Source organism: Catenuloplanes sp. NPDC051500 (genome assembly GCF_044454585.1).
In the GTDB taxonomy this organism is placed as follows: domain Bacteria; phylum Actinomycetota; class Actinomycetes; order Mycobacteriales; family Micromonosporaceae; genus Catenuloplanes.
The window spans coordinates 435669-458918 of record NZ_JBITDX010000002.1 but is presented as its reverse complement, the minus strand read 5'-3'; the positions used below and the strand labels follow the sequence as shown (position 1 = coordinate 458918).

General features: G+C 73.0%; 18 protein-coding genes. 8 read left to right on the top strand and 10 right to left on the bottom strand.

The features are described from left to right. Positions 1-126: 126 nt before the first annotated feature. Genes ACIA8K_RS05030 through ACIA8K_RS05005 form a run of 6 tightly spaced genes read right to left on the bottom strand, consistent with a single transcriptional unit; the run spans position 127 to position 6037 of the window. Complete coding sequence (locus ACIA8K_RS05030) at positions 127-903, bottom strand: SDR family oxidoreductase (RefSeq protein ID WP_396055091.1); 777 nt, start codon at positions 901-903, stop codon at positions 127-129. Beyond that, complete coding sequence (locus ACIA8K_RS05025; RefSeq protein WP_396055089.1) at positions 900-2096, bottom strand: FAD-dependent monooxygenase; 1197 nt, start codon at positions 2094-2096, stop codon at positions 900-902. Before ACIA8K_RS05025 ends, ACIA8K_RS05030 begins: the two co-directional genes overlap by 4 nt. 39 nt (positions 2097-2135) lie before the next feature. Further along, on the bottom strand, positions 2136-3404 hold the full coding sequence (locus tag ACIA8K_RS05020; protein ID WP_396055087.1) for a phenylacetate--CoA ligase family protein: 1269 nt from the start codon (positions 3402-3404) through the stop codon (positions 2136-2138). Then, positions 3397-4167 (bottom strand): amidohydrolase family protein, encoded by a 771-nt coding sequence (locus ACIA8K_RS05015; protein ID WP_396055085.1) that lies wholly within the window; start codon positions 4165-4167, stop codon positions 3397-3399. The genes ACIA8K_RS05020 and ACIA8K_RS05015 overlap by 8 nt, the downstream gene beginning before the upstream one ends. Next, positions 4152-5225 carry a 3-dehydroquinate synthase II gene (locus ACIA8K_RS05010; protein ID WP_396055083.1) on the bottom strand — a complete coding sequence of 358 codons (1074 nt, stop codon included), beginning with the start codon at positions 5223-5225 and terminating at the stop codon, positions 4152-4154. Before ACIA8K_RS05010 ends, ACIA8K_RS05015 begins: the two co-directional genes overlap by 16 nt. Before the next feature lie 14 nt (positions 5226-5239). Next, entirely contained in the window at positions 5240-6037 is a 798-nt protein-coding gene (locus ACIA8K_RS05005; protein ID WP_396055081.1) for a 2-amino-3,7-dideoxy-D-threo-hept-6-ulosonate synthase, read from the bottom strand. Positions 6038-7024: 987 nt separating this feature from the next. On the opposite strand from ACIA8K_RS05005, the gene ACIA8K_RS05000 reads away from it, so the two are divergent. The 5 genes from ACIA8K_RS05000 to ACIA8K_RS04980 all read left to right on the top strand — a co-directional run bounded on the left by ACIA8K_RS05000 (position 7025) and on the right by ACIA8K_RS04980 (position 16264). Further along, the gene (locus ACIA8K_RS05000; protein WP_396055079.1) at positions 7025-9721 is read left to right on the top strand and encodes a helix-turn-helix transcriptional regulator; all 2697 of its coding nucleotides are present in this window, start codon (positions 7025-7027) and stop codon (positions 9719-9721) included. Between the two features lie 44 nt (positions 9722-9765). After that, positions 9766-11451, top strand: coding sequence for an FAD-dependent monooxygenase (locus tag ACIA8K_RS04995; RefSeq protein WP_396055077.1), 1686 nt, complete (start codon positions 9766-9768; stop codon positions 11449-11451). Between the two features lie 2 nt (positions 11452-11453). Then, a complete protein-coding gene (locus ACIA8K_RS04990; RefSeq protein WP_396055075.1) occupies positions 11454-12071 on the top strand; it encodes a hypothetical protein in 618 nt (205 codons plus the stop codon). Between the two features lie 89 nt (positions 12072-12160). Beyond that, entirely contained in the window at positions 12161-13507 is a 1347-nt protein-coding gene (locus tag ACIA8K_RS04985) for a phthalyl amidase (RefSeq protein WP_396055074.1), read from the top strand. Between the two features lie 1932 nt (positions 13508-15439). Then, positions 15440-16264, top strand: coding sequence for a polysaccharide deacetylase family protein (locus ACIA8K_RS04980; protein ID WP_396055072.1), 825 nt, complete (start codon positions 15440-15442; stop codon positions 16262-16264). Between the two features lie 42 nt (positions 16265-16306). Here ACIA8K_RS04980 and ACIA8K_RS04975 read toward each other — a convergent pair whose 3' ends face one another. Further along, on the bottom strand, positions 16307-16723 hold the full coding sequence (locus tag ACIA8K_RS04975) for an OsmC family protein (RefSeq protein WP_396055070.1): 417 nt from the start codon (positions 16721-16723) through the stop codon (positions 16307-16309). 152 nt (positions 16724-16875) lie between these two features. Here ACIA8K_RS04975 and ACIA8K_RS04970 point away from each other — a divergent pair, with 152 nt between their 5' ends. Next, positions 16876-18381, top strand: coding sequence for a M1 family metallopeptidase (locus tag ACIA8K_RS04970; RefSeq protein WP_396055068.1), 1506 nt, complete (start codon positions 16876-16878; stop codon positions 18379-18381). Between the two features lie 133 nt (positions 18382-18514). Here the strand turns inward: ACIA8K_RS04970 and ACIA8K_RS04965 are convergent, their stop codons facing one another. Beyond that, entirely contained in the window at positions 18515-19060 is a 546-nt protein-coding gene (locus ACIA8K_RS04965; protein ID WP_396055066.1) for a TetR/AcrR family transcriptional regulator, read from the bottom strand. Positions 19061-19125: 65 nt separating this feature from the next. Between ACIA8K_RS04965 and ACIA8K_RS04960 the strand changes: the two genes are divergently transcribed. Further along, a complete protein-coding gene (locus ACIA8K_RS04960; RefSeq protein ID WP_396055064.1) occupies positions 19126-19620 on the top strand; it encodes an FBP domain-containing protein in 495 nt (164 codons plus the stop codon). A 33-nt stretch (positions 19621-19653) separates the two neighbouring features. On the opposite strand, the gene ACIA8K_RS04955 is transcribed toward ACIA8K_RS04960, so the two are convergent. Continuing rightward, positions 19654-20508, bottom strand: a complete 855-nt coding sequence (locus tag ACIA8K_RS04955) for a DUF559 domain-containing protein (protein WP_396055062.1) — start codon at positions 20506-20508, stop codon at positions 19654-19656. A 538-nt stretch (positions 20509-21046) separates the two neighbouring features. Continuing rightward, positions 21047-21661, bottom strand: a complete 615-nt coding sequence (locus tag ACIA8K_RS04950) for a TetR/AcrR family transcriptional regulator (RefSeq protein WP_396055060.1) — start codon at positions 21659-21661, stop codon at positions 21047-21049. Between the two features lie 59 nt (positions 21662-21720). Here ACIA8K_RS04950 and ACIA8K_RS04945 point away from each other — a divergent pair, with 59 nt between their 5' ends. After that, on the top strand, positions 21721-23115 hold the full coding sequence (locus tag ACIA8K_RS04945) for an FAD-dependent monooxygenase (RefSeq protein WP_396055058.1): 1395 nt from the start codon (positions 21721-21723) through the stop codon (positions 23113-23115). Positions 23116-23250: the final 135 nt, after the last annotated feature.

Genomic DNA, 23250 nt, shown 5'->3' with positions numbered 1-23250 from the left:
CGGGCGCTGAGGCGCGGGCGTCGAGGCTCAGGCGCTGAGGCGCGGGCGCTGAGGCGCGGGCGCTGAGGCGCGGGCGTTGAGCGGGTGCTGAGGCGTTCAGGCGCGGGCGCTGAGGCGCTCGGGCGCTCAGGCACGCAGCGTTGCGCCACCGTCCACGTAGAGGTCGTGCATTGTCACGTGCCGGGCCCGGTCGGAGACCAGGAATGCCACCGCGTCCGCCACGTCCGACGGCGATGCGATCCGGCCAAGCGGAATCCCGGTTTTGAACACGGCGCCGCTCCCGGCCACCGCGTCCCCGGGTGGCATTCCGCGCAGCATCTCCGTGTCCGTGGTGCCGGGCGCGACCACGTTGCAGCGCACGCCGCGACCGGCGAGTTCCAGGCCGAGGCAGCGGGTGAAGTGCGCCGCGGCTGCCTTCGCGGCGGCGTAGGCGGCCATGTGCATGCGCGGCACCCCGGCCGCGTTCGAGCCGACCGTGACGATCACGCCCCGGCCCCGGTCCGCCATCCGGCGGGCGACCGCGCGGCTGACAGTGAAGACGCCTGTGGCGTTGACCGCGAAGACCGCGTTCCAGTCCGCGTCAGTGGTGTCCAGGACCGGGCCGGTGCGCAGCACGCCTGCCACGTTGACCAGGATGCCGATCGGCCCGGCGTTCGCCTCCACGTCCGCGACCAGGCGTTCTACCGCGTCCGGGTCGCGCACGTCGAGAATGCGGGCCGTGTGCAGGTCGGTACCGATCACCGTGGCACCGTCGTCGGCCAGTGCCTTGACCACGGCCGCCCCGATGCCACCCGCGGCCCCGGTCACAAGCGCGACCCGCCCGGCCAGCGGCCCGGTCGTCACGCCGCGTGGTCTGGTGGCGACGGCTGCCGGCCCGGTTCCGGCGCGGCGCGGCCCGGTCATGACGTCACCCCGGCCGCCGCGTCGTAGCCGTAGAGCCAGTCGCGGTCCGGTGGGGTGGAGAGGCGGCGGTCGCGGCGGCGTTGCCGGAGGCCGTCGGGGAGGTGGTGTTCGTCGGTGGCGGTACGGATCGCCGCTGCCAGCCGGGCCGCCCGGGCGCCGCGAAGCGCGTCGTAGCGTTCCAGCGGGGTGAGTCCGCCGCCCGGCGCGCCCGAGGACCCCGGGAAGCCGCGGGAATCCGGCGAGCCCAGGCAGCGGGCCAGCGCGACCGCATCCTCAAGGGCCTGGGACGCGCCCTGTGCCATCCAGGGCAGCGCCGGATGTGCGGCGTCGCCGAGCAGCACCAGGCCTCCCCGGTGCCGGCGGGGCACCGGGGCGCCGGACCAGAGCGGCCAGGCCCGGCCCCGGCCGGCGGCGGCGGAGAGGAGTGCGCGGACCGATCCGCACCACTCGGCGTACCCCAGGATGAGCTTTTCGGGGTTGACCTCGGGGGACGGGGAGGGGGCGGTCGCGACCACGTTGACCTGGGCGCCGCCGCGGACCGGGTAGCAGACGCAGTGCCGTCCGGGACCGAGCCAGACGCGCACCCGATGTGGGCTGACCAGGTGGGTGGGCAGCTCGGAGGCCGGTACGACGGCGCGGTAGGCGACGTGGCCGGAGAAGCGCGGGCCGAGTCCGCCGTTGCCGAGTGCGGCGCGTAGCGCGGAGTGCACGCCGTCCGCGCCGATGACCAGGTCGGCCAGGTGTTCGCCGCCGTCGGCGAAGCGCAGCCGGACGCCGCCGCGGCCGACCGAGGCGCCGACGCAGCGGCGGCCGAGATGCAGGCCGGCGCCGCCGATCGCGGTGAGCAGCGCGCCGGAGAGTTCCGCGCGGGTGAGCGTCAGGTAGGGAGCGCCGTAGCGGGTCTCGGCGTCGTCGAGCGGCGCGCGCCCGAGCAGCGAGTTGTCCCGCCAGCGGCGCAGCTCGACCGCGTCCGGACGTACCACTGTGGATGGTGGTGGTGTCGCGCCGATCTCGCGGAGCGCGCGGACTCCGTTCGGTGAGATCTGGATGCCGAGTCCCATGCCGGCGAGCCTGCCCGGGTGGTCGCGGCTGTCGAAGACGTCGCAGCGCAGCCCGGAGCGGGCCAGCGCGGCTGCCGTGGCCAGCCCGCCGATCCCGGCGCCGACCACGGCTATCCGCGGTGGTTCCTGCATGATGCGTTCCCCCTGGTCGTGTCTGGGCGTGCGGTGGAGTCAGTAGTAGGAGAGCGCCCTGGTCCAGTCCTCGGCCGGGCCGAACAGGCTGCGGGGCTTGACCACGTCAGGTGCGTCGGTGAGCAGGGTGTGCGGCACCAGGCCGCCCGGCGGCAGCGCGCTGACCTCGGCGGGCACGTCGTAGCGGGCGCGGATCGCGGAGATCAGCGCGTCCGCGGCGCCCCGGTCGCCCTCCAGCTCGACGAGCAGTCGGTCCGGAAGCGCGCGGGCCCGCCAGAAGAGCACGCCGGGAAGCTGGAAGACCAGCTCCTCCACGCCGGCCTGGGTGACTGCCGCGCCCGCGACCCGGTGCACGGCTGCGCTGCGGCCGAGTACGCGCACAGTCGGCAGGTCCCAGCCGCACCGGCACGGGTCGGTGGAGACCTCGGCCTCGTCCTCGGTGTTGTAGCGCAGCAGCGGCATCGCCTCCCGGTAGAGCGGCGTGACCACCAGCTGCCCGCGTCCGGCAGGCGTGATGCGCCCGGTCGCCGGGTCTCGCACCTCGAAGATCGCGCGGTCCGCCCACAGGTGCAGGCGGCCGGCCGAACACTCGCCGGCCAGGCTGCCGCACTCGGTCGCGCCGTACTCCTCGACGACCGGGGCGTTCCAGAGCTGTGCGATCCGGGCGCGTTTGGCGGCGCCGAGCGGTTCGCCGCCGACGAAGAGCGCGCGAAGCGCCGGGAAGTCGCGCCCGGGGTCGAGGCCGGCCGTGCGTGCGGCGGCGGCCCAGAGGAGCGTGTCGGTCGGCATCGACCAGGTGAGCGTGACGCGCAGGTCGCGAAGGAGCCGGACCACCCGGGGGTACGGCATCGCGGTCGAGCGGTTGTCCGCCGGGACCACTGTGGCGCCACGCATCCGGGCCGCGGCCTGCGCCAGATGCCCGGTGATCATCAGCGCGTACGGCGTGCGGACCAGGAACGTGTCCGAGTCCCGGATGCCTACCCACTTGCGCGCGTACCGTTCGGACAGGTCGAGCCAGTCCTCCTCGGTGTAGTACGAGGACGACGGCGTGCCTGTGGTGCCGCTCGACTCGTGGTAGGTGGCCAGGCGGCGCCGGTCCACGGCGAGCAGCCCGAACGGGTACGCGTCCCGCAGGTCCGCCTTGGTGGTCAGCGGCATCTCCATCAGCCCGGCCCGGTCCACCGGCACCCGCCCCCGGTAGAACGGCGAGCGCGCGGCCGCGGCAAGCGTCTCCGGCAGCCGCGCGTCCTGCACCGCGGCCAGGCCGCCGGGTCCGGCCCAGTCCCCGATCTCCGGCCGGTCAGACATGGCTCAACTCCTGAAGATTGAGTAGACGACTCGCGTTCTCGCAGGCCACAGCGCGGCGTTCGGCGGCGGTGAGCCCGAGTGCGCCAAGCTTCGCGACCTCGACGCGCGGGTCCTGCAGCGGATATTCGGTGCCGAACAGCACCCGGGACGCGCCGAGCCGCCGGACCGCGAGCCGGGCCGTCAGCGTGTACGCACCGGACGTCTCGGCCAGTACGTTCGGCAGCGGCGCGAGCCGGTGCAGCCCGTCCGTGTCCAGGCCGTTGCCGCCGCAGTGCCCGAAGACGAACGTGGTCGCCGGCCGGGACGCGGCCAGCGCGGCCAGGTCCTCCGCGCGGGCGCCGGGCCGGCCGAGACAGACGATGTAGACCGGGTGGCCGACGTCCGCGGCGATCCGGGCCAGCGCGGCCACCCCCGGCTCACCGAGCGTGAAGCCGTGCACGGCCGGGGAGATCTCGAGCCCGCGGAAGCCGGCGGCGGCGCGGCGGTACTCCTCCGGGCCGCGGCGCGGGTCGGCGAAGTAGAACGGGACCAGGCGCCCGCCTGAGGTGGCGCACGCACGGCGTACCCCCTCGTTGTCGGGTCTTGCCGCGCTGCGGCCTCCGACACTGAGCTGGCGGGCGAGCCGGTCGATGCCGAGCACGCCCCCGGCACTGACCGCGGCGGCCGTGATCTCGGCCCGGTCCATGGCCGCGAGCAGCGCGGACGGCTCACCGGGACCGGGCGCCAGACGCGCGTGGAAGTCGATGATCATTGCTCTACGCACGTCTCGTCGATCGGGTAGCCGACGTGCCGGTCCGCGTCCGGCAGGCAGCCGAGGATCTCGTCGCCGGGGCGCAGCGCGGTCGAGTTGAGCACCGCGCCGCCGGGGCCGAGCACGCGCACGTGCCAGTCGTCCTGGACGATCAGGTTGACGGTCTCGCCGCCGGGCGCGACCGCGTCGATCGACAGCAGCGGCCGCGTCTCGATCTTCACGCGGCCGACGGTGACCGCGCGGGTGCGGCCGTCCGCGCCGGCCGCCAGCACCCGGTCGCCCGCGCGCAGCTCGCTCAGGTAGGCGGTCCGCTCGCCGGGGACGAGCGTGTACGACATGATCGCGCCCGCGTTCACCCGGAACGGCCGGGTCGGCATGTACGGAAGCGGATGCGTCTCGCTCGCGCAGAGCACCAGCCCGCGCGACCGCGATCCGACCAGGATGCCCTCGTCAGGAAGCAGCATGCTGCAGGTGTCCACACAGGCGCGTTCGCCGCTGCCGGCGTGCTGGACGGCCGTGACCCGCAGCGGAACCAGGTTCATGTCCGGGGTGACCGCCCGGAGCGCGGTCCGCAGCGCTGTCGCGTCGCCGACCCGGCCCGGGGCCAGCAGCACGCCGTGCGGGCCGTGCTCGAGCACCGCGCCCTGCACTGCCGCGTCCTGCGGGTCGGCCGCGACCGTGACGATCGTGCCGGTGGCGCCGGCCGCGGAGGCGAGCACGATCTCAAGCGGGATGTAGGTGGGATCGGCGAAGCGCAGCACGGTGTAGGCGTCGCGGGCCGCGCTCTCGCAGGCGATCCGCAGCGTCTCCGGGCCGGTGACCTCGATGTAGCGCCCGTGCCGGGGCCCCTGCCGCAGCCCGTGCGGCGGGGGCTCGCTCGTGGAGAGCAGCACGTCCGCGCCCTCGCTCTCGCCGCCGTCCACCAGGACGCGGAGCACGGTCGGCGGCAGCGTCGCCAGCAGGTCCGGGTCGTCGGAGACGATCGCGTCCAGGCCCTGATGAAGCGCCTCCTCGCAGATCTCCTTGGTCAGATCGCCGGTCTGCCGGACGTCGAGCCAGCACTGGGTCATGGTCGTCTCCTTCGTCAGCGCAGCGCCGGCATCGGCTGCCGGGCGCGTTCGTGGTGGACCAGATCGGCGACGGCCCGGGTCATCGCGGCCGGGTCCGCCGACTCGAAGATCAGCCGCCCGACCGCCGCGCCCGAGGCCCCGGACCGCAGCGCGGCGCCCAGGTGGTCGAGCACCGCTGGTGCGCCACCGCCGGTCGCGCCGCCCGCGGCAAGCACCGGGATCGGGCAGGCCGCGGTGATCCGGGCGATCTGCGCGGGATCGTCCGGCAGCGCGGTCTTCACCAGGTCCGCGCCGAGTTCGGCCGCGACAGTGACCGCGCGTGCCACCAGATCCGGGTCGCGGGCGTCGCGGACACCAGGCCCGCGCGGGTAGACCATCGCCAGCAGTGGCAGTCCCCACCTGTCGCAGGCGTCCGCGACCGAGGCCAGGTCGGCGAGCTGACGCGCCTCGGTCAGTGAGCCGGTGTTGACGTGCACGCTCACGCCGTCCGCGCCGAGCCGCAGCGCCTCCTCGACGCCTGTGACAAGCACCTTCGCATCCGGGTCCGGCGCGGAGACCGTGCTGGCGCTCAAGTGCACGATCAAGGACAGATCGGCGAACCAGCGGGTACGGACGTGCCGCAGCGCGCCCTTGTGCAGCACCACCGCATCCGCGCCGTTGTCCGAGGCCGCGTGCAGCAGCGGGTCCAGCCGGCCGTCCGCAACGATCGGGCCGGCGCCGATCGGGTGGTCCATCGCCACCACAAGCAGGCCGCGGTCGCCGTGCCGGTGCAAGCGCTCCCGGCGCATCCGCCGGGCGAACGTCTCATTCACCGGAGTGTTGCACCGTCTTGGGAATTGCATATCCATAGTGCGTCTCCAAAGCGTCAGCTCAGGCCTTTCGCCGGTGACGCTATGTGTCCGCCGGTCCGGTTCCCACTACCTCTCCGAGCAGCCCGTGGCCAGGTCGAGTAGTTGTCCGCGGGAATGGCATGGTGGCATCGTTTTCCCGGGGGATGGGGAATCGACCGCGGTAAAGACAAAATTGAGGTGAAGATCGTGAGCGCACCATTGCGTACCGGCCCGGAGCTGCTCACCGATGCGGAGGGCCGTGCCGTGCTGCGCCACGGGGGCGGGCCCTCGCGATGCTTCGCCGCGACGACGGGCCGGTGGAGGGTGGTGCTCGGAGGCGCGCGCGGGCCTGCCGCCGCCGGACGCGACCGGCGCCGGACCGGACGTGGTGGTGCGGTACCGGCAGATCACCGAGCGTGGCCCGGCCTGCGCGGACGGCGGAGTGCCGCTGCCGTCCATGCCGGTCCGCGCGCACGGCGGCCTGACCGGGTCGGCCCGGGACCGCGCTCGCGGTGTTCGGCCGTCTGCCGCGCCTTCCGGGACGACCGGCAGTGACCGGCGGCCCGACGCTGAGCGCGTACCAGATGATCGGGACCGAGCGGGCCCGGGCGTGGTCGCGCCGGCCGGGCGGTCCAGCGGGCGGCACAGGTGCGACTCGGTGCCGCTGATCCGCACCGCGGCTCCGGTTGGAGGTCCGCCGGGACCACGCCCGTCCGGCACGGCGACCCGCCGTGCAGCCGCCGCGGAGACGAGAGGCACGGCATCGGTGCTGCTCGCGGCGCCGACTGAAAAACGATTTAACCGCGACTGTGTAATGTGACGGAACCGTTTGCCGCGCTTTCCTCCCCGTGCGGCGGGACAACGCCCGATGGTCGTTCCACCGGCGCCACCCGAATGGGTGTTCTCCACCCTCACGGCCATCGCCCACAATCGGCACCGGAAAGTGCTTGGGGACCGGGACGGAGCACGATGGATGAAAAACTCGATGAGCTGATCGGCCGGGACCGTGAGTGGGCCGCGCTTGTGCGCGCGGTCGCGGCGACCGCCGGTGGCACGGGCGGGGCCGTGGTGCTGACCGGGCCGCCCGGGATCGGCAAGTCGCATCTGGCCCGGGCGGCGATGCGGGCGGCGGAGGCGCGGGGTGGGCTGACCGTGGCGTACCGGGCGGCGATGGAGGTGGACCGGACCGCGCCGCTGATCAGCCTGGCGGCCGCGCTCGGCGAGTGTGATCCGCCGTTGCCGGGTCTGGCGTGGCTGGCCGGGGAGACGCCGTCGCAGTCGACGCCGGATCGGATCGGCCGTGACCTGGCCGGGCTGTCAGGTGACCGGCCGCTGCTGGTGATCATCGACGATGCACAGTGGATGGACGAGTTCAGCGTGCTTGCGGTGCGCACACTCGTACCCCGGCTGGCTTCTTCTGCGGTGCGGTGGTTGTTCGTGCGGCGGCCGGGGAGCGGGGGCGCCGCCCAGGACGCGCTTGACGACCTGGCCGGGTCCGGGGCGGAGGAGATCACTGTCGGGCCGCTTGCCGAGGCGGACGTGGAGCGGCTGTGCGCGCGGCAGGTGGGCGTGCCGGTCGACGCGACAGTGCTCGCGCAGGCGGACCGGTGCGGCGGAAACCCGCTGTGGATCGTGCAGCTGCTTGCCGGTCTGCGGGCGGAAGGCCAGCTGGCAGTGGTCGGCGGGCGGGCGACGCTTGTCGGCGGCGAGGTACCGACAAGCTTCATCGGCGCGGCCCAGCAGCGGCTGCGCGGTCTGCCGGACCTGGGTCAGCTGCTGCTGCGGGCCGGTTCGGTGTTCGCCAGGCCGTTCCGTCTCGGCGAGGCGGCCGCGCTGGTGGCGATGCCGGAGGAGGCGCTGTGGACGTTCGCGGCGCGGGCGGTCACGGACGGGCTGCTCGTCACGCACGGGGACGCGTTCGCGTTCGAGCACGACATGCTTCGTGAGGTGGTCTACCACTCGATCCCGGCGCCGCTGCGGGACAGCCTGCACCGCAAGGTCGCGGCGATCACAGGTGTGAACGGGGGAACGCCGACCGAGGTCGCCCGGCACCTGATGAAGGCCGGGCCGGCCGCGGCCGCAAGCAACGCGGAACTGCTACGGGAGACGGCGGCCCGGATCGCGCCACTGGCACCGGGTGCGGCCGCGGACGTCTACCTCCACGCGGCCGGCGGGTTCGGCCCGCATGACCCGCGGCATGCGGCGTTCACGGCGGAGGCGGTGCCGTTGCTTGCCTCGGCCGGGCGGCTGGACGAGGCGCGGCGGCACGGCGAGGCCGCGTTCCGGTCCGGGCTGGACGCGACCACTGTGGCACGGCTGTGCCTGGGTCTGGCGGAGGCCTGCAAGCACGCGGGCCGCAACCTGGACGCGGTCGAGTACACCAACCGCGGGCTCCGGCGCACCGGCATCGCTCCGGAGGTACGGGCGCGGCTGTGTGCGGTCCGGGCGCACGCGCAGTTCTACCAGGGCCTGCTGGAGGAGGCCGACAGGTCCGGCGCGGAGGCGCACGAGATCGGCGCGGACCCCGGCGCGGCCGTGTTCGGGCTGACCGCGCGGTCGCTCGTCGCCGCCGCGCAGGGACGGTTCTCCGACGCGCTTGCCCACGCGCGTACCGCGGTCGAGCTTGCCGACGACGCGGGCGGCGAGGCCGTGCACAGGCATCCGCAGATCTGGCTCGGCAGCGCGCTGACCATGCTGGACAGGTCGGACGAGGCCGGCGCGGTGCTGAGCGAGGGCCGCCGCGAGTCGGACCGGCTCGGCACCGGCTGGTCCGGGCCGCTCTGGCACTACTACGAGGCGCAGCTGCTGGCCGCGCGAGGAGACCTGGCCGACGCGGTGACCGCCGCGCGGACCGGCGTGGAACTGGCCGAGCAGCAGGCCGTCTGGCAGCTGACCGTGCCACTGCTCGGCACGCTTGTGCGGCTCAGCCTGCTGCGCGGCGACCTGCCCGGCGCGCGCGGGTTCGCGGAGAAGATGCGCGAACGGACCCGGACCGGGATCACCGCCGCCCCGGAGGACGTGCTCTGGCCGGAGGCGCTGCTCGCGCACGAGGAGGATGGGCCCGAACCGGCCGTCGCCCAGCTACGGCCGCTCTACGACTCGATCGAGGCCAGGCCGGTGCTGATCGGCCAGGACCCGGCGGCCGCGGCAACCCTGGTCCGGATCGCGGTCGCGGCCGCGCGTACCGACCTGGCCGAGGCCGTGGTGCGGGCCGCCAGGAGGCTCGCGGAACGCAACCCGGCGCTGCCCACCCTGGCCGGCGCGGCCGCCCACGCGGAAGGACTGCTGCGCGGCGACGTGACGCTGCTGCGCGACGCGGTCGAACGACTCCGGACCGGCCCCCGGCGGCTGGTCCTGGCCGGCGCGCTCGACGACCTTGCCGTCCTCGCCGACTCCAAGCCCGACGCCACCGAGGCCGCCGAGCTGCGAAAGGCCTGCGGCGCGGCCACAGTGCCGAAACAGCGCCGCCGCCCGCTGCTGACCCCCACCGAACTCCGCGTCGCCGCACAGGTCGCCCGCGGCCTCCGCAACCGTCAGATAGCCGACGAGATGTACCTGTCCCCGCACACCGTCGACGCCCACATGCGGCACATCTACGCCAAACTCAACATCAACAACCGGTCCGCGCTCGCCACCTGGTACACGAACCAGGCCTCCATCACGTGAACGCGTGATGCGCGCCCCACGCCGCCCGCGAAGGATGACCTGCGGTGGTGAGGTCGCCGCACGAGGGGGAACAGGGCGTGCAAGCAGGCAGCATTCCGGTGCTGATCGTCGGAGCAGGGCCGGCCGGCGCGATCCTCGCGCTCGAGCTGGCGCATCACAGCATCCCGTGCACTGTGGTGGAGCGGTCACCCGAGCCGTCCCGCCAGCCCGGCGTCGTCTTCCTCGACGGCCGGAGCATGGAGCTTCTGCGCCGGCTCGGGCTGGCCTCCCGCCTGCGGGACACCTGCCGGATCGACGGCCCGGCCGGCGGCGTGGTCTGGACGAGGGGGCTGGACCAGCCGCCGGCCGGGGTGTGGCCGTCGCCGCGAGAGCCGTCCACCGACGCGGTGGACGGCACGGCGGCGCTCGAAACCGGGCTGTGGGTGCGGGGCGCCGCGCTTGTCGCAGCCCTGCGCGCCGCACTGCGCCGCAATCCCCTCATCGACCTGCGCGAGGGCTGGATCTTCACCGACCTGCGGCTCGAGGGCGACCGGGTGCTCGCCACAGTTCTGGAGCAGTCCACCGGGGTACGGCACGCGCTAGAAGCCGCCTACCTGGCCGGCTGCGACGGCGCCCGCAGCACGGTCCGCCGCTGCCTCGGACTCCGGCTGGAGCCCGCCGGCCCGCCCGCCCGCCGCTGCGCCGTGCTGTTCCGCAGCTCCGACGCGGTGCTCGCCGCACACGCGGAGGCCGCCACGGAGATCGTCGCCGGTGAGGCCACGCTCACCTGGCAGGGCGACGGGGACGCCTGGGTCGGCACGGTTCCGCTCGACGAGGGCCCGCCCGCCGCGGTCGACCCGGCCGCGGTGCTTCGCGACCGGCTCGGGCTGGACGGCACGTACGACGTACTCGCCGTGTCCGAATGGGACGAGGCCCCCGCCGTCGCCAGCGCCTACGGGCAGGGCCGCGCCTACCTCGCCGGCGCCGCCGCACACCGGCTGCGCACCGCTGTCGGCCGGCGCGTCGGGACGGACGTGGCGGACGCGGTCGACCTCGGCTGGAAGCTCGCCGCCACGGTCCAGGGCTGGGGCGGGCCCGAACTGACCGCCAGCTACCAGTCCGAACGCCGGCACGCCGCCCTGATCGACCGTGAGCTGCACGACCTGGCCATGCAGACCCGGCTGCGATTCGGGCGGCTGGCCGCGGCCGGTGCGTCCCACGAGCTGCTGGCCGGGTTTGTCGCGCAGGAGTCGCACCAGCTCGGCGACGCCGGCATCACGTTCGGCCGCCGCCTGGCCGGTTCGCCCGTCGTCTGGCACGAGGCCGGCGGCCCCGGCGACCTGCCGTGGGACCGGATCACGCCCTCCACCTGGCCGGGCAGTCGCGCACCCGCCGTGCCGCTCGCGGACGGCGCGCCACTGTTCGACCGGCTCGGCCCCGAGCTGACGCTTGTCGACCTCGGGGGCGGGGGCGCCGGGCGCGTACTGGCGGAACGCGCCCGGCGCCGGGGCATGCCGATGACACACCTGGTCGCCGGCGGGCCCGCGGTCTGCGCCGCCTGGGACCGGCGGTACGTGCTGGTCCGCCCGGACCACCTGGTCGCCTGGCGGTCCGACGCGCCGCCCCCGGAGACCGACTGGACCACAGTGCTCGACCGGGTCACCGGCAGGTCCCGTGAACACGTGATGTCCCGTGATCCGTACTCCGGCGAGACTCGGTCGATCCCGCTGATGACCGAGAGGACGGAGTGACCGTGACTGCCATCGCGATCACCGACTGCTGCTCGACGATGCTCACCGGCACCGTCATCGCCGACTGGCGGCTGCGCCTGGCCCGGGACCACAACCGGGAACGCAGCCACTGGCGGACCAAGACCGCGTACTACCGGGCCACCGCAAGCCTGGTCCAGGACGGCGCGGGCCGGCCGCCGGGCTGGCGGGCCGTGGTCGACGCGGTCCTGCCGCAGGGCAGCCGCACCACGTTCTACGAGGTGGCCGGCGACCACGCACGCCACCCGATGGTGCGTGACCTGGCCCGCGAAGGAAGCCTCGACTCGATCCAGCTCGCGCTTGTCTACCGGCGGCCGGACGCGGTCGCGCAGCTGATCGACGAGACCAAGGTGTGGTCCTTCTGGGAGTACCGGGAGGAGCTGGTACGCCGGTTCGAGGCGGAGACGCCCGGGCCGGACGAGGCGGGCAGGGAGGTGCGGGCGGCACTGCTGGCGTGGGCCGCCGACCACCCGGAGCTGGCCGCGGCGCTGCATCACGCGCCGCCGGCCTGCGCCGTCGAGGACCTGGTGGTGCTGAGCGGGGGACGCGCCATGGCGATGCGCGTCGCCCAGGAGCTGGCCGGGCTGCTTGGCGCCCGCTGAGCGACCCGGTGGCCCGAGGTTGAAGGGGGCTCCGCCCGGGCCACCGGGATCGCTTGACAGGCATCTATATCGGCACGTTGGATGGCTTCATGGCCGCTGGATCCGTAGCCCTCGCCACGCTGCTCGCCGTTACCCTGCTCCCGCCGGTCACTGCCGCGCAGCCCGTGGTGTGCGATGCGCCGGTGCCCAGCACCACCCAACCCGGGTACGTCGTCGCCGACCCGGACTGCGACCTGGACGGCACGCCGTTCACGCCGGTCGCGGGCTCGACCGTGCGTACCGGGATCGAGCGGGGCGCGGCGTACCGGATCGAGGTCCCCCGCCGCTGGAACGGCCGCCTGGTCCTCTTCGCGCACGGCTACCGCGGCGACGGCCCGGTCCTGCACGTCAGCAACCCGCAGCTGCGGGCGCACTACCTCGACCGCGGCTATGCGTGGGCCGCCTCCAGCTATCAGCTCAACGGCTACGAGGTCGGCCAGGGCGTTCGCGACTCGCACGCGCTGATCTCCCTGTTCCGCCGCGTCACCGGCCGCACCGCACAGTCCGTGCTGATGACCGGCGAGTCGATGGGCGGCCACATCACCGCTGTCGCGCTCGAAGAGTTCCCGCGCTCGTTCGCCGGCGCCATGCCGGTCTGCGGCGTCCTCGGCGACGCCGCGCTCTACGACTACTTCCTCGATGCGAACGTCACCGCCGCCGCCCTGTCCGGTGTGAACATCGCGTTCGAGACCACCCCGGACGAGTGGCGCGCCCAGGTCCGGCAGATTATGACCGCGCTGGGCCTCTCCGCAGGCGCCCCGCCCGCGCTCACCCCCGCCGGCCGCACCTGGTCCGACGTGGCGGAGCGCCGCACCGGCGGCGAGCGACCCGGCTTCGACGCCTCGTTCGCCTACTGGAACACCGCCACGTCGCTGGAGCCCTACGCCGACCTGCCGTTCCTCTTCGGCCTCTACCCCGGCCTGTCCGGCAGCGCGGACAACGTGGCAGGCAACCGCCACACCGTCTACCGGATCACCGACGCCCCGCACCTCACCCCCGCCGAACGCCGCCTCAACGCCGACGTCCTCCGCGTCTCCCCCTCCGCCCACCCGTCACCCGGCCTGGGCAGCATCCCCCGCGTCGACGGCCGCCCCCGCGTCCCGGTGCTCTCCCTGCACGGCCTCGGCGACCTCTTCGTCCCCTTCTCCATGGAACAGATCTACGCCCGCCGCGCCGCCCCCACCGGCCTGTTCGTCTCCCGCGCCATTCGCGCCACCGGCCACTGCGACTTCACCCAACCCGAACTCCGCACCGCCTTCGACGACCTCACCCGCTGGATCGCCACCGGCCACCGCGCCGCCGGCGACCCCATCCTGACCCCTCGCGCAGTCGCCGCACCCACCTTCGGCTGCCGTTTCACCAGCGCCCCTCGCGCAGGCTTCGCCGCCTGCCCATAAGGCCTCCACAGCAGATCTTTCCGTTCCCGCGGTACGGTCCGCAGGCTCCCGAATCTGGTGCCCATTCGCGTCCGGTCGTCTGCGGACCCGCGGTCGAGAGGGCTGGGGCGTGGTGAGTCGTTTCGCTTGTCGTTGTGCTTGCGGAGCGGGAGAGTAACGCGGCTGTCGTCTCAGTGGCTGTGGGTCTAGGCGGCTGCGGCGTGGGTGGGTGCAAGGACTGGCACCGAGGCCACGGGTTGCGCAGGTGTGCGGGTCGGTCGCGGCACTTCGGCTGGTCTTGGGGCCGGGTGCCAATGCGGAGCCCGACCGGATCCGGATATGTCAGGACACAGTCCACGATTACGACCGCCTCATGCAGGTTCGCGGTCAGTGTCTAGGTTCAAGCGGCGCGCGCCCGATATTTCGTCATATAGGTTCCGCCTGGCGCGCAGGTTCGCGGTCGGTGTCGGCGTTCGAGCGGCGGGCGCGCAGGTTCGCGGTCGGTGTCGGCGTTCGAGCGGCGCGCGCCCGACATTTCCTTATATAGGTACCTCCCGGCGCGTTCATCCTGACGCCGAAAGATCAGTAAGGCCCGCGTCAAGATCCTTGCGGCTCTGGTGGCCCCTATCGCGCTCGGATAGGGGCCACCAGAGCCGCAAGGATCTTGTATCCCGCCAGATGGACGCGAGATCCCGAACGACGAACCAGTCTCGGTGCGGAGCGCCGGGCTGTAGTGGCGGCGCACGAGACCCAAGATCGACCGGCCCCTCGGGCTAGCTCGCGGCCTCGGTGCTGGTTCTTGTGACCGCCCAGACCGCAGCCGCCCGACCAGCCGCTGCTTACTGACCTTTCGCGGTCAGGGTGAGGGCGCGTCAGGGGCTTCTATATACCGAAATTTCGGGCGCGGAGTGCCCGACTCACACCCCGACCGCGAAACCTCAGTAGACGATGACCGTGCTGCCCCCGCGGGCCATGAGACCGTCAACCGGAGCCGGCCCCGCGCCCGCGCCCCGCGCCCGCGCCCGCGCCCCGCGCCCCGCGCCCGCGCCCCGCGCCCCGCGCCCGCGCCCCGCGCCCGCGCCCCGCGCCCGCGCCCGCGCCCGCGCCCGCGCCCCGCGCCCGCGCCCCGCGCCCGCGCCCGCGCCCGCGCCCCGCGCCCGCGCCCGCGCCCGCGCCCCGCGCCCGCGCCCGCGCCCCGCGCCCGCGCCCGCGCCCCGCGCCGCGCCCTGGGCCCCGGGCCCTGCGCCCTGCGCCCCGGGCCCTGGGCCCCGCGCCCCGCGCCCCGCGCGCTTCCCGCCGTCGTCAGGTCCTGCCTGCGCCCTGCGCGCACATCGCACGTCCATGTTCGGCGGCGGGCGTGTGAAGGCGGCGCTGGAAGGGTTCGTGAGTCGCGGCCGGGGCTGGGGCGGCGGCGTGGGGTGCGGGGGTTTGGTGACCGGCGGCGGGGCCGGCTCCGAGCGGCGGGGAAAGCGGAGCGCCAGCGGAGTCTTTGCCCGGCGCGAGGTTTGCCCGCGGGAGCATGCGGGCCGGGCCACCGCGGGAGCGGGAAAATCAGGTTGCTCTTTTGGTTGCACCGGGTCGGGATGTTGACAGTGGATCTGTGCTGACGGAGGCGGATCGCGGCGCGGGCGGGGCATCGATTGCTGCCGGGGCGGTGATGAGGTGGACGGTCGCGGTGCGGTCGTGGCCGGGTGGATCGGGCGGGGACCAGGGAACGGATCGGCCGGGGCGGGATCGGAAGTCGAGGGCGGGGGCGCGCGCCGGGCGTTGTCACGGCGGGTAGGCGATCCGCGTGACTGTGTGTTACTCACGGTGCCTGTTTCGAACCCGACCGCACTTGAGCCGTTTGTTTGGTTGACACCCAGGAAGCTCCCACGTTGTATGAAGCCGGGCGCCATCGACAAGGGCGAAATAGGGATATTTCCGGTTGTGGGACGGAGTGTTGCGCGCGCGATGATCAGGTGGACGACCGACCCTCGACGCGTCGCGATAGTCGCCTCGGTGGTGCTGCTGGCGGTGATCGGCGGGCTGCTGGTCGCGGCGCGCGTGACCGCGAGTAACCAGCGGGCTAATGCGGCGCCCTACAAAGCGCCGCCGCGCGTCGTGCAGGAGCAGGCCGCCGCGAGCCAGGCTCAGGCGCCGCGGCCGCCGATGCGCGCGGACCCGGTGAACCGCCAGCGGGTCGTCAACGGCCCGAACGGTACGCAGCGCACCACCGGCACGGCCGAGATCACCCTTACCTTCGACGATGGACCGTCGCAGTTCACCGACCAGGTGCTTGACATGCTGAAGGAGAGCGGGATCAAGGCCATGTTCTGCGTGATCGGCAGCCAGGTGCGCACGCATGCGTCGCAGATGCGCCGGATCGTCGCGGAAGGACATACGCTGTGCAATCACACGTGGAACCACGACTTCCAGCTGAGCGAGCGCAAGCCGGAGGACATCGTCAAGGACCTGGTCCGGACGAACGACGCGATCCACACAGTCGTGCCGAACGCGCCGATCCGCTACTTCCGTAACCCGGGCGGGAACTTCAACCACCGCACGGTGTCGGTCGCGCAAGGGCTCGGCATGGTGCCGCTCTACTGGAGCATCGACTCGCGCGACTGGGAGAGCAAGGACTCCAAGAAGATCTGCGACCAGGTCGACGGTGGCGCGCACCCGGGCGCGATAGTGCTGCTCCACGACGGCGGCGGCGACCGCAAGGAGACGCTGAAGGCGTTGAAGACGATCCTGCCGTTCCTCAAGGAGCGCTACCAGTTCGTCGCGGCGCCGTAGAAAAACGGCCGCCCCGGTCGGGGCGGCCGTCGATTTAAGAGGTCAGACCAGTGTGGCGTCGACAGTGATCGGCACCGCGGAGAGCGCGGCCGAGACCGGGCAGCCCGCCTTGGCGGTCTCCACGTGCCCGGCGAACGCGTCCGCCTCGATGTTCGGCACCGCGGCCTCCACGGTCAGCGCGATCCCGGTGATGGCCGGGCCGGCGCCGAGCGTGACCGCCGCGGACGTGCGCACCGAGTCGGCCGTGAAACCGGCTCCGGCCAGCACGTTCGCCAGGAACATGGAGAAGCAGCCGGCGTGTGCGGCCGCGATCAGCTCCTCTGGGTTGGTGCCGGAGCCGTCCTCGAAGCGGGACACGAAGGTGTAAGGCCCCTCGAAGGCGCCGGAGCCGAGCGCAACGGTGCCCGCCCCGCCCTTGAGGTCGCCGGACCAGACAGCTGAAGAGGTACGAATTGGCATGGCCCCGATTCTGCCCGCCCGGCCCCGCCGACGCCCAGTCCACACGCTGCCCGCCGCCGATCATCTAAATCGGCTGTAACACGGATCTTTACATTTATCGATACGTTCTACCGGAGGGCCCGACAGACGGGCCCCTTGGAAAGGACGATCCCGTGCTTCGCAGAACCGTGACCACGGCGGCCGCCGTCCTCGCCGTCGTCCTCGGCGTGCAGACCGGCGCGCAGGCAGCCCCGGCACCGGGCGCACCAGGCGTCGGCGACAGCTACTACCCCGACTACGGCAACGGGGGGTACGACGTCGGCCACTACGACATCCGCCTGCGCTACTACCCGGCCACCGACCGGCTCACCGGCACCACCACGATCCTGGCCACCGCTACCCAGGACCTGTCCGCGTTCAACCTTGACTTCGTGCTGCACACCGGCGCGGTCCGGGTGAACAACAGGCCAGCCACTGTCGCCCGGCAGGGCGACCACGAGCTGGTCGTCACGCCGGCCCGCCCGGTGCTCAAGGGCCAGACCTTGACGGTCGTCGTCGAGTACGACGACGTGCCCTCCTCGGTCGTGGCCGCCGGCTTCACCTCGTGGAACCGCACCGAGGACGGCGCGCTCGCCGTCAACGAGCCGGAGATCGCCTGGTGGTGGTACCCGAGCAGCGACCACCCGACGGACAAGGCCAGCTTCGACGTGTCGATCCTGGTCCCGGACGGCGTCGAGGCCATCTCCAACGGCGTGCCGACCCGCTGGGCCGAGCCGTCGTTCGCCGGCTGGAGCCGCTGGTCGTGGCGCCAGGACAAGCCGCAGGCGCCGTACCTGACGTTCCTCGCGATCGGCGACTTCGAGACGTACCGGGACACCGCCGCGGACGGCAGCCCGATCGTCACCGCCTACAACACCCGCCTCGACGCGGCCACCGCGGACGCCGCCAAGTCGAGCGTGGAACGCACGAGCGAGATCCTCGACTGGGAGGCCGGGCTGTTCGGCCCGTACCCGTTCGGCGCCCAGGGCGGCGTCGTCACCGGCGCCGGCGACCAGGGCTTCGCCCTGGAGAACCAGACCCGCCCGGTGTACGACGGCCGCTCCTTCACCCGCGGCTCCAACAACTCGCTTATCGTGCACGAGCTGGCCCACCAGTGGTTCGGCGACAGCGTCTCGGTCGGCGAGTGGAAGGAGATCTGGCTCAACGAGGGCTTCGCCTCCTACGCCCAGTGGCTCTGGTCCGAGGACCAGGGCGAAGGCACCGCCGACGAGATCGCCGACTACGTCTACTCCGTCGTCTACCCCGCCGATGACCCGTTCTGGCAGGTCCTCCCCGGCGACCCCGGCAGCACCCGCCTCTTCGACGACGCCGTTTACGACCGCGGCGCCCTGACCCTGCACGCGCTCCGCGAGGCCGTCGGCGACGACACCTTCTTCGCCATCCTCAAGGCCTGGACCACCTCCCACCGCTACGGCAACGGCCGGACGCCGGAGTTCATCGCGCTCGCCGAGCAGCTCTCCGGCCAGGACCTCGACGCCCTCTTCCAGGCCTGGCTCTACACCCCCGGCCGCCCGGCCGCCGACGCGAGCACGGCTGGCTTCTCCGCGTCGAGCACCCCGGCCGAGCCCAGGTCCTGGTCGAAGATCTCCACCGCCCACGAGGAGGCCCACAAGCGCTGACCCGCCTTTACCACGGTCACCGAGGCGGCGCCGGTCACCCGATCGGCGCGGCCTCGACCCGAAGACCCGGATCCCACCTCGTTTCCCGCTCGCGCGGGAGCATGCCGGCCGCACCTCTGCGGGAGCGTCGCGGTTACCAGTCGCGTAACAGCGCGTCCAGCCCGTCCAGCGCCCGCGTCCAGCTCTCCGAGGGATCCGGCGCGCTGTGGCTGAAGCCGCCACCCGCCTCCAGGCTCACCCAGCCGTTGAAGACGCTGCCCAGCAGCCGGACGGCGTGCACCTGCTCGGCCTCGGGCAGGTTGTACCCGCGCAGCAGCGCCCGCGTCATCTGCGACAGCCGCAGCGCGCCGCTGCCGGCCGCGGTCTCCCGGTCGAGCCGAAGCTGTGCCGCCGCCCAGCGCCCCGGGTGGGCGAGCGCATAGTCGCGGTACACGTTCGCGAACGCGACCAGCGCGTCCCGCCCCGAGCGCCCCGCAAGCGCCTCGGCCGCGCGGCCGGCCAGCTCGTCAAGCGCCAGCAGCGCGATCCGGACCCGCAGATCCTGGCCGCCCGCGACGTGCGAATACAGGCTCGCGACCTTGACGCCGCACCGTCGTGCCACAGCCGACGGCGTCACCTGGTCGAAGCCGATCTCGTCCGCCAGTTCGGCGCCGACCCGGGCGACGGTCTCTGTGGTCAATCCCGCACGAGCCATAACTCATTATGCGGTTGCCTAAAGGTTTTAGGCAACCTAGCCTCGATCGCATGAGACCGCTGACCGAGCGAGAGATCCGCGCCGCGTTCGTGAACTGCACCAAGGGCGAGGCCACCCGCCTCTCCATCCCCCGCGACCTGGCCGACCGCCCCTGGCCCGACCTCGACTTCCTCGGCTGGCGCGACCACAAGTCCCCGGAACGCGCCTACCTCGCCACCGAGTCCGGCATCGGCCTCGTGGCGATCGCACTCCGCGTCCCCGCCCCCTCCGCCGCCCGCACCGCCCGCCGCGGCATGTGCGCCCTCTGCCTCACCGTCCACGACACAGGCGTCCCGCTGATGGTCGCCGCCAAAGCCGGCAAAGCCGGACGCCAGGGCGACTCCGTCGGCACCTACATCTGCGGCGACCTGGCCTGCTCCCTCTACGTCCGCGGTCGCCGCGACCCCGGCACCGCCGGCCGCATGCACGAGTCCCTGACCAGCGAGGACAAGGCCGCCCGTCTCGTCGCGAACCTCACCGCCTTCCTCACAAAGATCCAAAGCTGACCGCTCTTCCCGCTCCCGCGGTGGTCCGGCGGGTCATCTACCTGAGGTGGGCGGCTGGTGAGGGCCGTGGGTGAGGCGTTGTCGGCAGGCGGCGGCGATGGCACGTGCGGTCTCGGCCGGTGTGCGGAAGACGTCATCGGCGGTGAAGCGGAGGGCGAGCCAACCGGCCTGTTCCAGGCGGCGCTTGCGGGTGATGTCTTCTCGGAAGGTGTCACGGTCGCGATGGTGATCACCTTCGTATTCGATTGCGATGCGCAGCGCCGGATAGGCGAAATCAACGCGGGCCAGCCAGCGGCCGGCCGCCGTCGTGACGTCCACTTGAGCGACGGGGCGCGGCAGACCCGCATCGGTGATCAGCAGGCGTAGCAACGTCTCCATCGGCGATTCGGTCAGCGGCTCGGTCTCACCGAGGCGCGCGGCGAACAGGGCAACTCCCGGCCAGCCCGAGCGGTCGGCGACGAGGTCGGCCAGCCGCTCCTTCTTGACCACTTTCCGGTGCAGAAGCGCGTCAAGTGCCATGATCGCCGCCCGCCGGTCTGTCTGCCTCCCCACATCGAACGCGGTCCTCGCCGGACTCGTCACCGGCACCCCGGCGAACGAAACGACATCCCCGGGCGGCAGCAACTGATGGCACACCACCAGCCGGTCCTGCCCCCGCATCCGCCGCGGCAGCGGCACCGTGACAGACACCGGCGCCCCACTGTCCGGCACTCCGGCACCCCAGAGAAACGCCGCACTCGCCCCGCTGATTGCGCTACCCGACGGCAGGATCAGCGCGGCCGCATCACACCACATTCGATGATCGTCTCCGCTGAATTCCGATGCCCTCACATAAACGTCATGAAAGAGCCGTCGCCACGCCGACGATCGCAGATGATTCTTGGTCAACAGCCCACCCGCGACCGCGTCACTGCCTCGGAACGGCAGGTATCGCAGCCTCCCGGGCACTGACGCCGGTCTAACCACCCCCCAATCCTGCCTCACTCCCCATCATTCCGACGCCCCTCAAAAGATCAACCGTCGAATGTACGTGGGAGTGGTTATGGAGGCTTTATAACCACTCCCACGTACATTCGACGGTTGATCTTATCGGTTAGCACTCTAGATCGATGTGGCAGAATGGGATTGGCGTGGGGGAATTAAGAGTCGATACCCCAATAAGCTGAAATTTCGGGCACGGAGTGCCTGAGCCCTTGGCCCGCCGGGCTGGCCGCGGCCGCGCCCGCCGATCCGCGTGAGGTCGCCGCAGCCCGCAAGCATCTCGGTATCACCGCCTGCGACGCGGTCGCGGACGGCATCCTCCAGACGAAGTGGCCGCGCTTGAGGCGGCCGGCGTCGCGGTCGGCACCACGCCCACCGAGACGGCAGAGCTGATGCGGGCGCCGCTGCCTCCTGACTGAGCGACCGGTCTGAGCTGATTGGAGGGTCAGTTTTCGAGGAGGGTGCGGGCGGCGGCCGTGGCCAGCCAGGTCTCGGCCCGGTCGAACGTCCAGCCGCGATCCGCGACCAGGTCGTACCAGGCGTGGTGCCCGAAGAAGAAGTACAGCTCGTCGATCAGCTGCTCGCGGCCCAGCCCGGCCCGCAGCCCGTCCAGCTGCAGCAGCCGGTCGGCGACGCCGGTGAGCCCGCGCAGGCACTTGGCCACCGCGTCGTCGATGGCCAGCTGCGCCGCGGGCTCGCCGGGCGCCTGCCGGATCAGGCCGTGCAGGATGTCCCGGTGGTTCTCGTGCACCCGGCGTGAACCGCTCGCGGCCAGCGCGAGCACCCGGCGGGGATCTGTGGTCTCCCGCCCGCCCGCGTTCGCCTCCACGGCCGAGGTGTCGTCGAGCAGCGGCTGGAGCAGCGCGGCCAGCACGCCCGACTTCCCGCCCGCGCTGGCGTAGACGGTCTGGGTGGCGACCCGCGCGGCCTTGGCGATCTCCGGAACGGTGACCGTGGCGTACCCGCGCTCCAGGAACAGATCACGCGCGGCGGTCAGGATGGCCGCGCGGGTGGCGGCCGCGGCGTCTTCCCGGCGCGGAGAGCGATATCTGACGGTCACCGGATCACTATAGCGCGCACGTTTGACCGTAGTGCTCTCTAATGAATAGTGTGATGCCCATGGATAACGTGATCGTCGTAGGCGCGGGCCCGACCGGACTGTGGCTGGCATGCGAGCTGCGACTGGCCGGCGTCGAGGTGACCCTGATCGAGCGGCAGTCCGGCCCCCGGCCGAACACGCGAGGGCTGGGCACCCACGCCCGGACGCTTGAGATGCTCGCCATGCGCGGGCTGGTGGACGTGCCGCTGGCGACTGGCCGCGTGGTCCCGCGCTGGCACTTCGGCATGCTCCCCAGCCTCGCCGACTACAGCGGGCTCGACACCCCCTACCCGTTCGTGCTGGCGTACCCGCAGAACGCGCTCGAAGAGTTCCTCGACGCGCGGGCCGTGGAACTCGGCGCGACGATCCTGCGCGGCACCTCAGTCGCCGGTTTGACCCAGAGCCCCACGGGGGTACGGGTCCAGCTCGCCGACGGGACCGAGCTCACCGCGTCGTGGGTGGTCGGGGCGGACGGCGCGGGAAGCACCGTGCGCAAGGCGGCCGGCATCGCGTTCCCGGGCACGGACGCGACCTACTGGGGCTACGTGGCGGACGTGACGCTCACCGGCCCGCCGCCCGCGCGCGCGATCGCCTCGGTGGGCGGCGCGCTGATCACCGCGCCGCTGCCCAGTGGCGGCTTCCGGGTGAGCGGGTTCGACCCGCACGATCAGCATCCGGAGCAGGAGATGACGCTTGAGCGGGTGAGCGCGTCAGTCAACCGCGCAGCCGGGCGCGACCTCGGCCTCACCGACCCGATCTGGATCTCCCAGTTCGGAAACGCGACCCGGCGCGCCGCCGAGTACCGCGCCGGGCGGGTGTTCGTGGCCGGCGACGCCGCGCACATGCACCCGCCGACCGGCGGCGTCGGCCTGAACGTCGGCATCCAGGACGCGATGAACCTCGGCTGGAAGCTCGCGGCCGTGGCGACCGGCCGGGCACCGGAATCGCTTCTTGACACCTACCACGACGAGCGCGCGCCGGTCGGGACCGCGGTGCTTGAGAACACGCGGGCGCAGAGCGCGCTCGTCAACGCGTTCACCCCGGAGGGGCAGGCGTTGCGCGCGCACCTGTCCGGGCTCATCGACAGGCACCCGGCGGTCGCGGCGGACCTGGCCCGCTCGGTCTCCGGCCTGGACGTCGCCTACCCGTCCCCGGACCCGGACGCGCACCCGCTGACCGGCAGCCGGTTCGCGGACGCCACCGCGTTCCCGCTGTTCGCCACCGGCCGGCCGGTGCTGGTCCGCTACCCGTCCGCGCCGCCGATCACGCCGCCGGGCGGCATCGGCGTCCACGACTCGGCGTCCACCTCGGACGACGTGACCTATGCGCTGATCCGCCCGGACGGCTACATCTGGTGGGCCACCACGTCCCCGGACCCGGACGCCGCCCTCGCCGCGATCAAGACGCTCGTCTAGAACGTGCTCGTGCGGTGGGGGGGGGCGCCCCCCCCCCCCCCCGGGGGGGGCCCCCCCCCCGGGGGGGGGGGCCCCCCCGGGGCGGGGGGGGGGGGGGGGGGGGGGGGGGGGCCGATGGGGTGACAACCCACCCCC

Coding starts and splice junctions, on each gene's coding strand:
- ACIA8K_RS05030 (WP_396055091.1), bottom strand. CDS start 903: ATGACCGGGCCGCGCCGCGCCGGAACCGGGCCGGCAGCCGTCGCCACC.
- ACIA8K_RS05025 (WP_396055089.1), bottom strand. CDS start 2,096: ATGCAGGAACCACCGCGGATAGCCGTGGTCGGCGCCGGGATCGGCGGG.
- ACIA8K_RS05020 (WP_396055087.1), bottom strand. CDS start 3,404: ATGTCTGACCGGCCGGAGATCGGGGACTGGGCCGGACCCGGCGGCCTG.
- ACIA8K_RS05010 (WP_396055083.1), bottom strand. CDS start 5,225: ATGACCCAGTGCTGGCTCGACGTCCGGCAGACCGGCGATCTGACCAAG.
- ACIA8K_RS05000 (WP_396055079.1), top strand. CDS start 7,025: ATGGATGAAAAACTCGATGAGCTGATCGGCCGGGACCGTGAGTGGGCC.
- ACIA8K_RS04985 (WP_396055074.1), top strand. CDS start 12,161: ATGGCCGCTGGATCCGTAGCCCTCGCCACGCTGCTCGCCGTTACCCTG.
- ACIA8K_RS04980 (WP_396055072.1), top strand. CDS start 15,440: ATGATCAGGTGGACGACCGACCCTCGACGCGTCGCGATAGTCGCCTCG.
- ACIA8K_RS04975 (WP_396055070.1), bottom strand. CDS start 16,723: ATGCCAATTCGTACCTCTTCAGCTGTCTGGTCCGGCGACCTCAAGGGC.
- ACIA8K_RS04960 (WP_396055064.1), top strand. CDS start 19,126: ATGAGACCGCTGACCGAGCGAGAGATCCGCGCCGCGTTCGTGAACTGC.
- ACIA8K_RS04945 (WP_396055058.1), top strand. CDS start 21,721: ATGGATAACGTGATCGTCGTAGGCGCGGGCCCGACCGGACTGTGGCTG.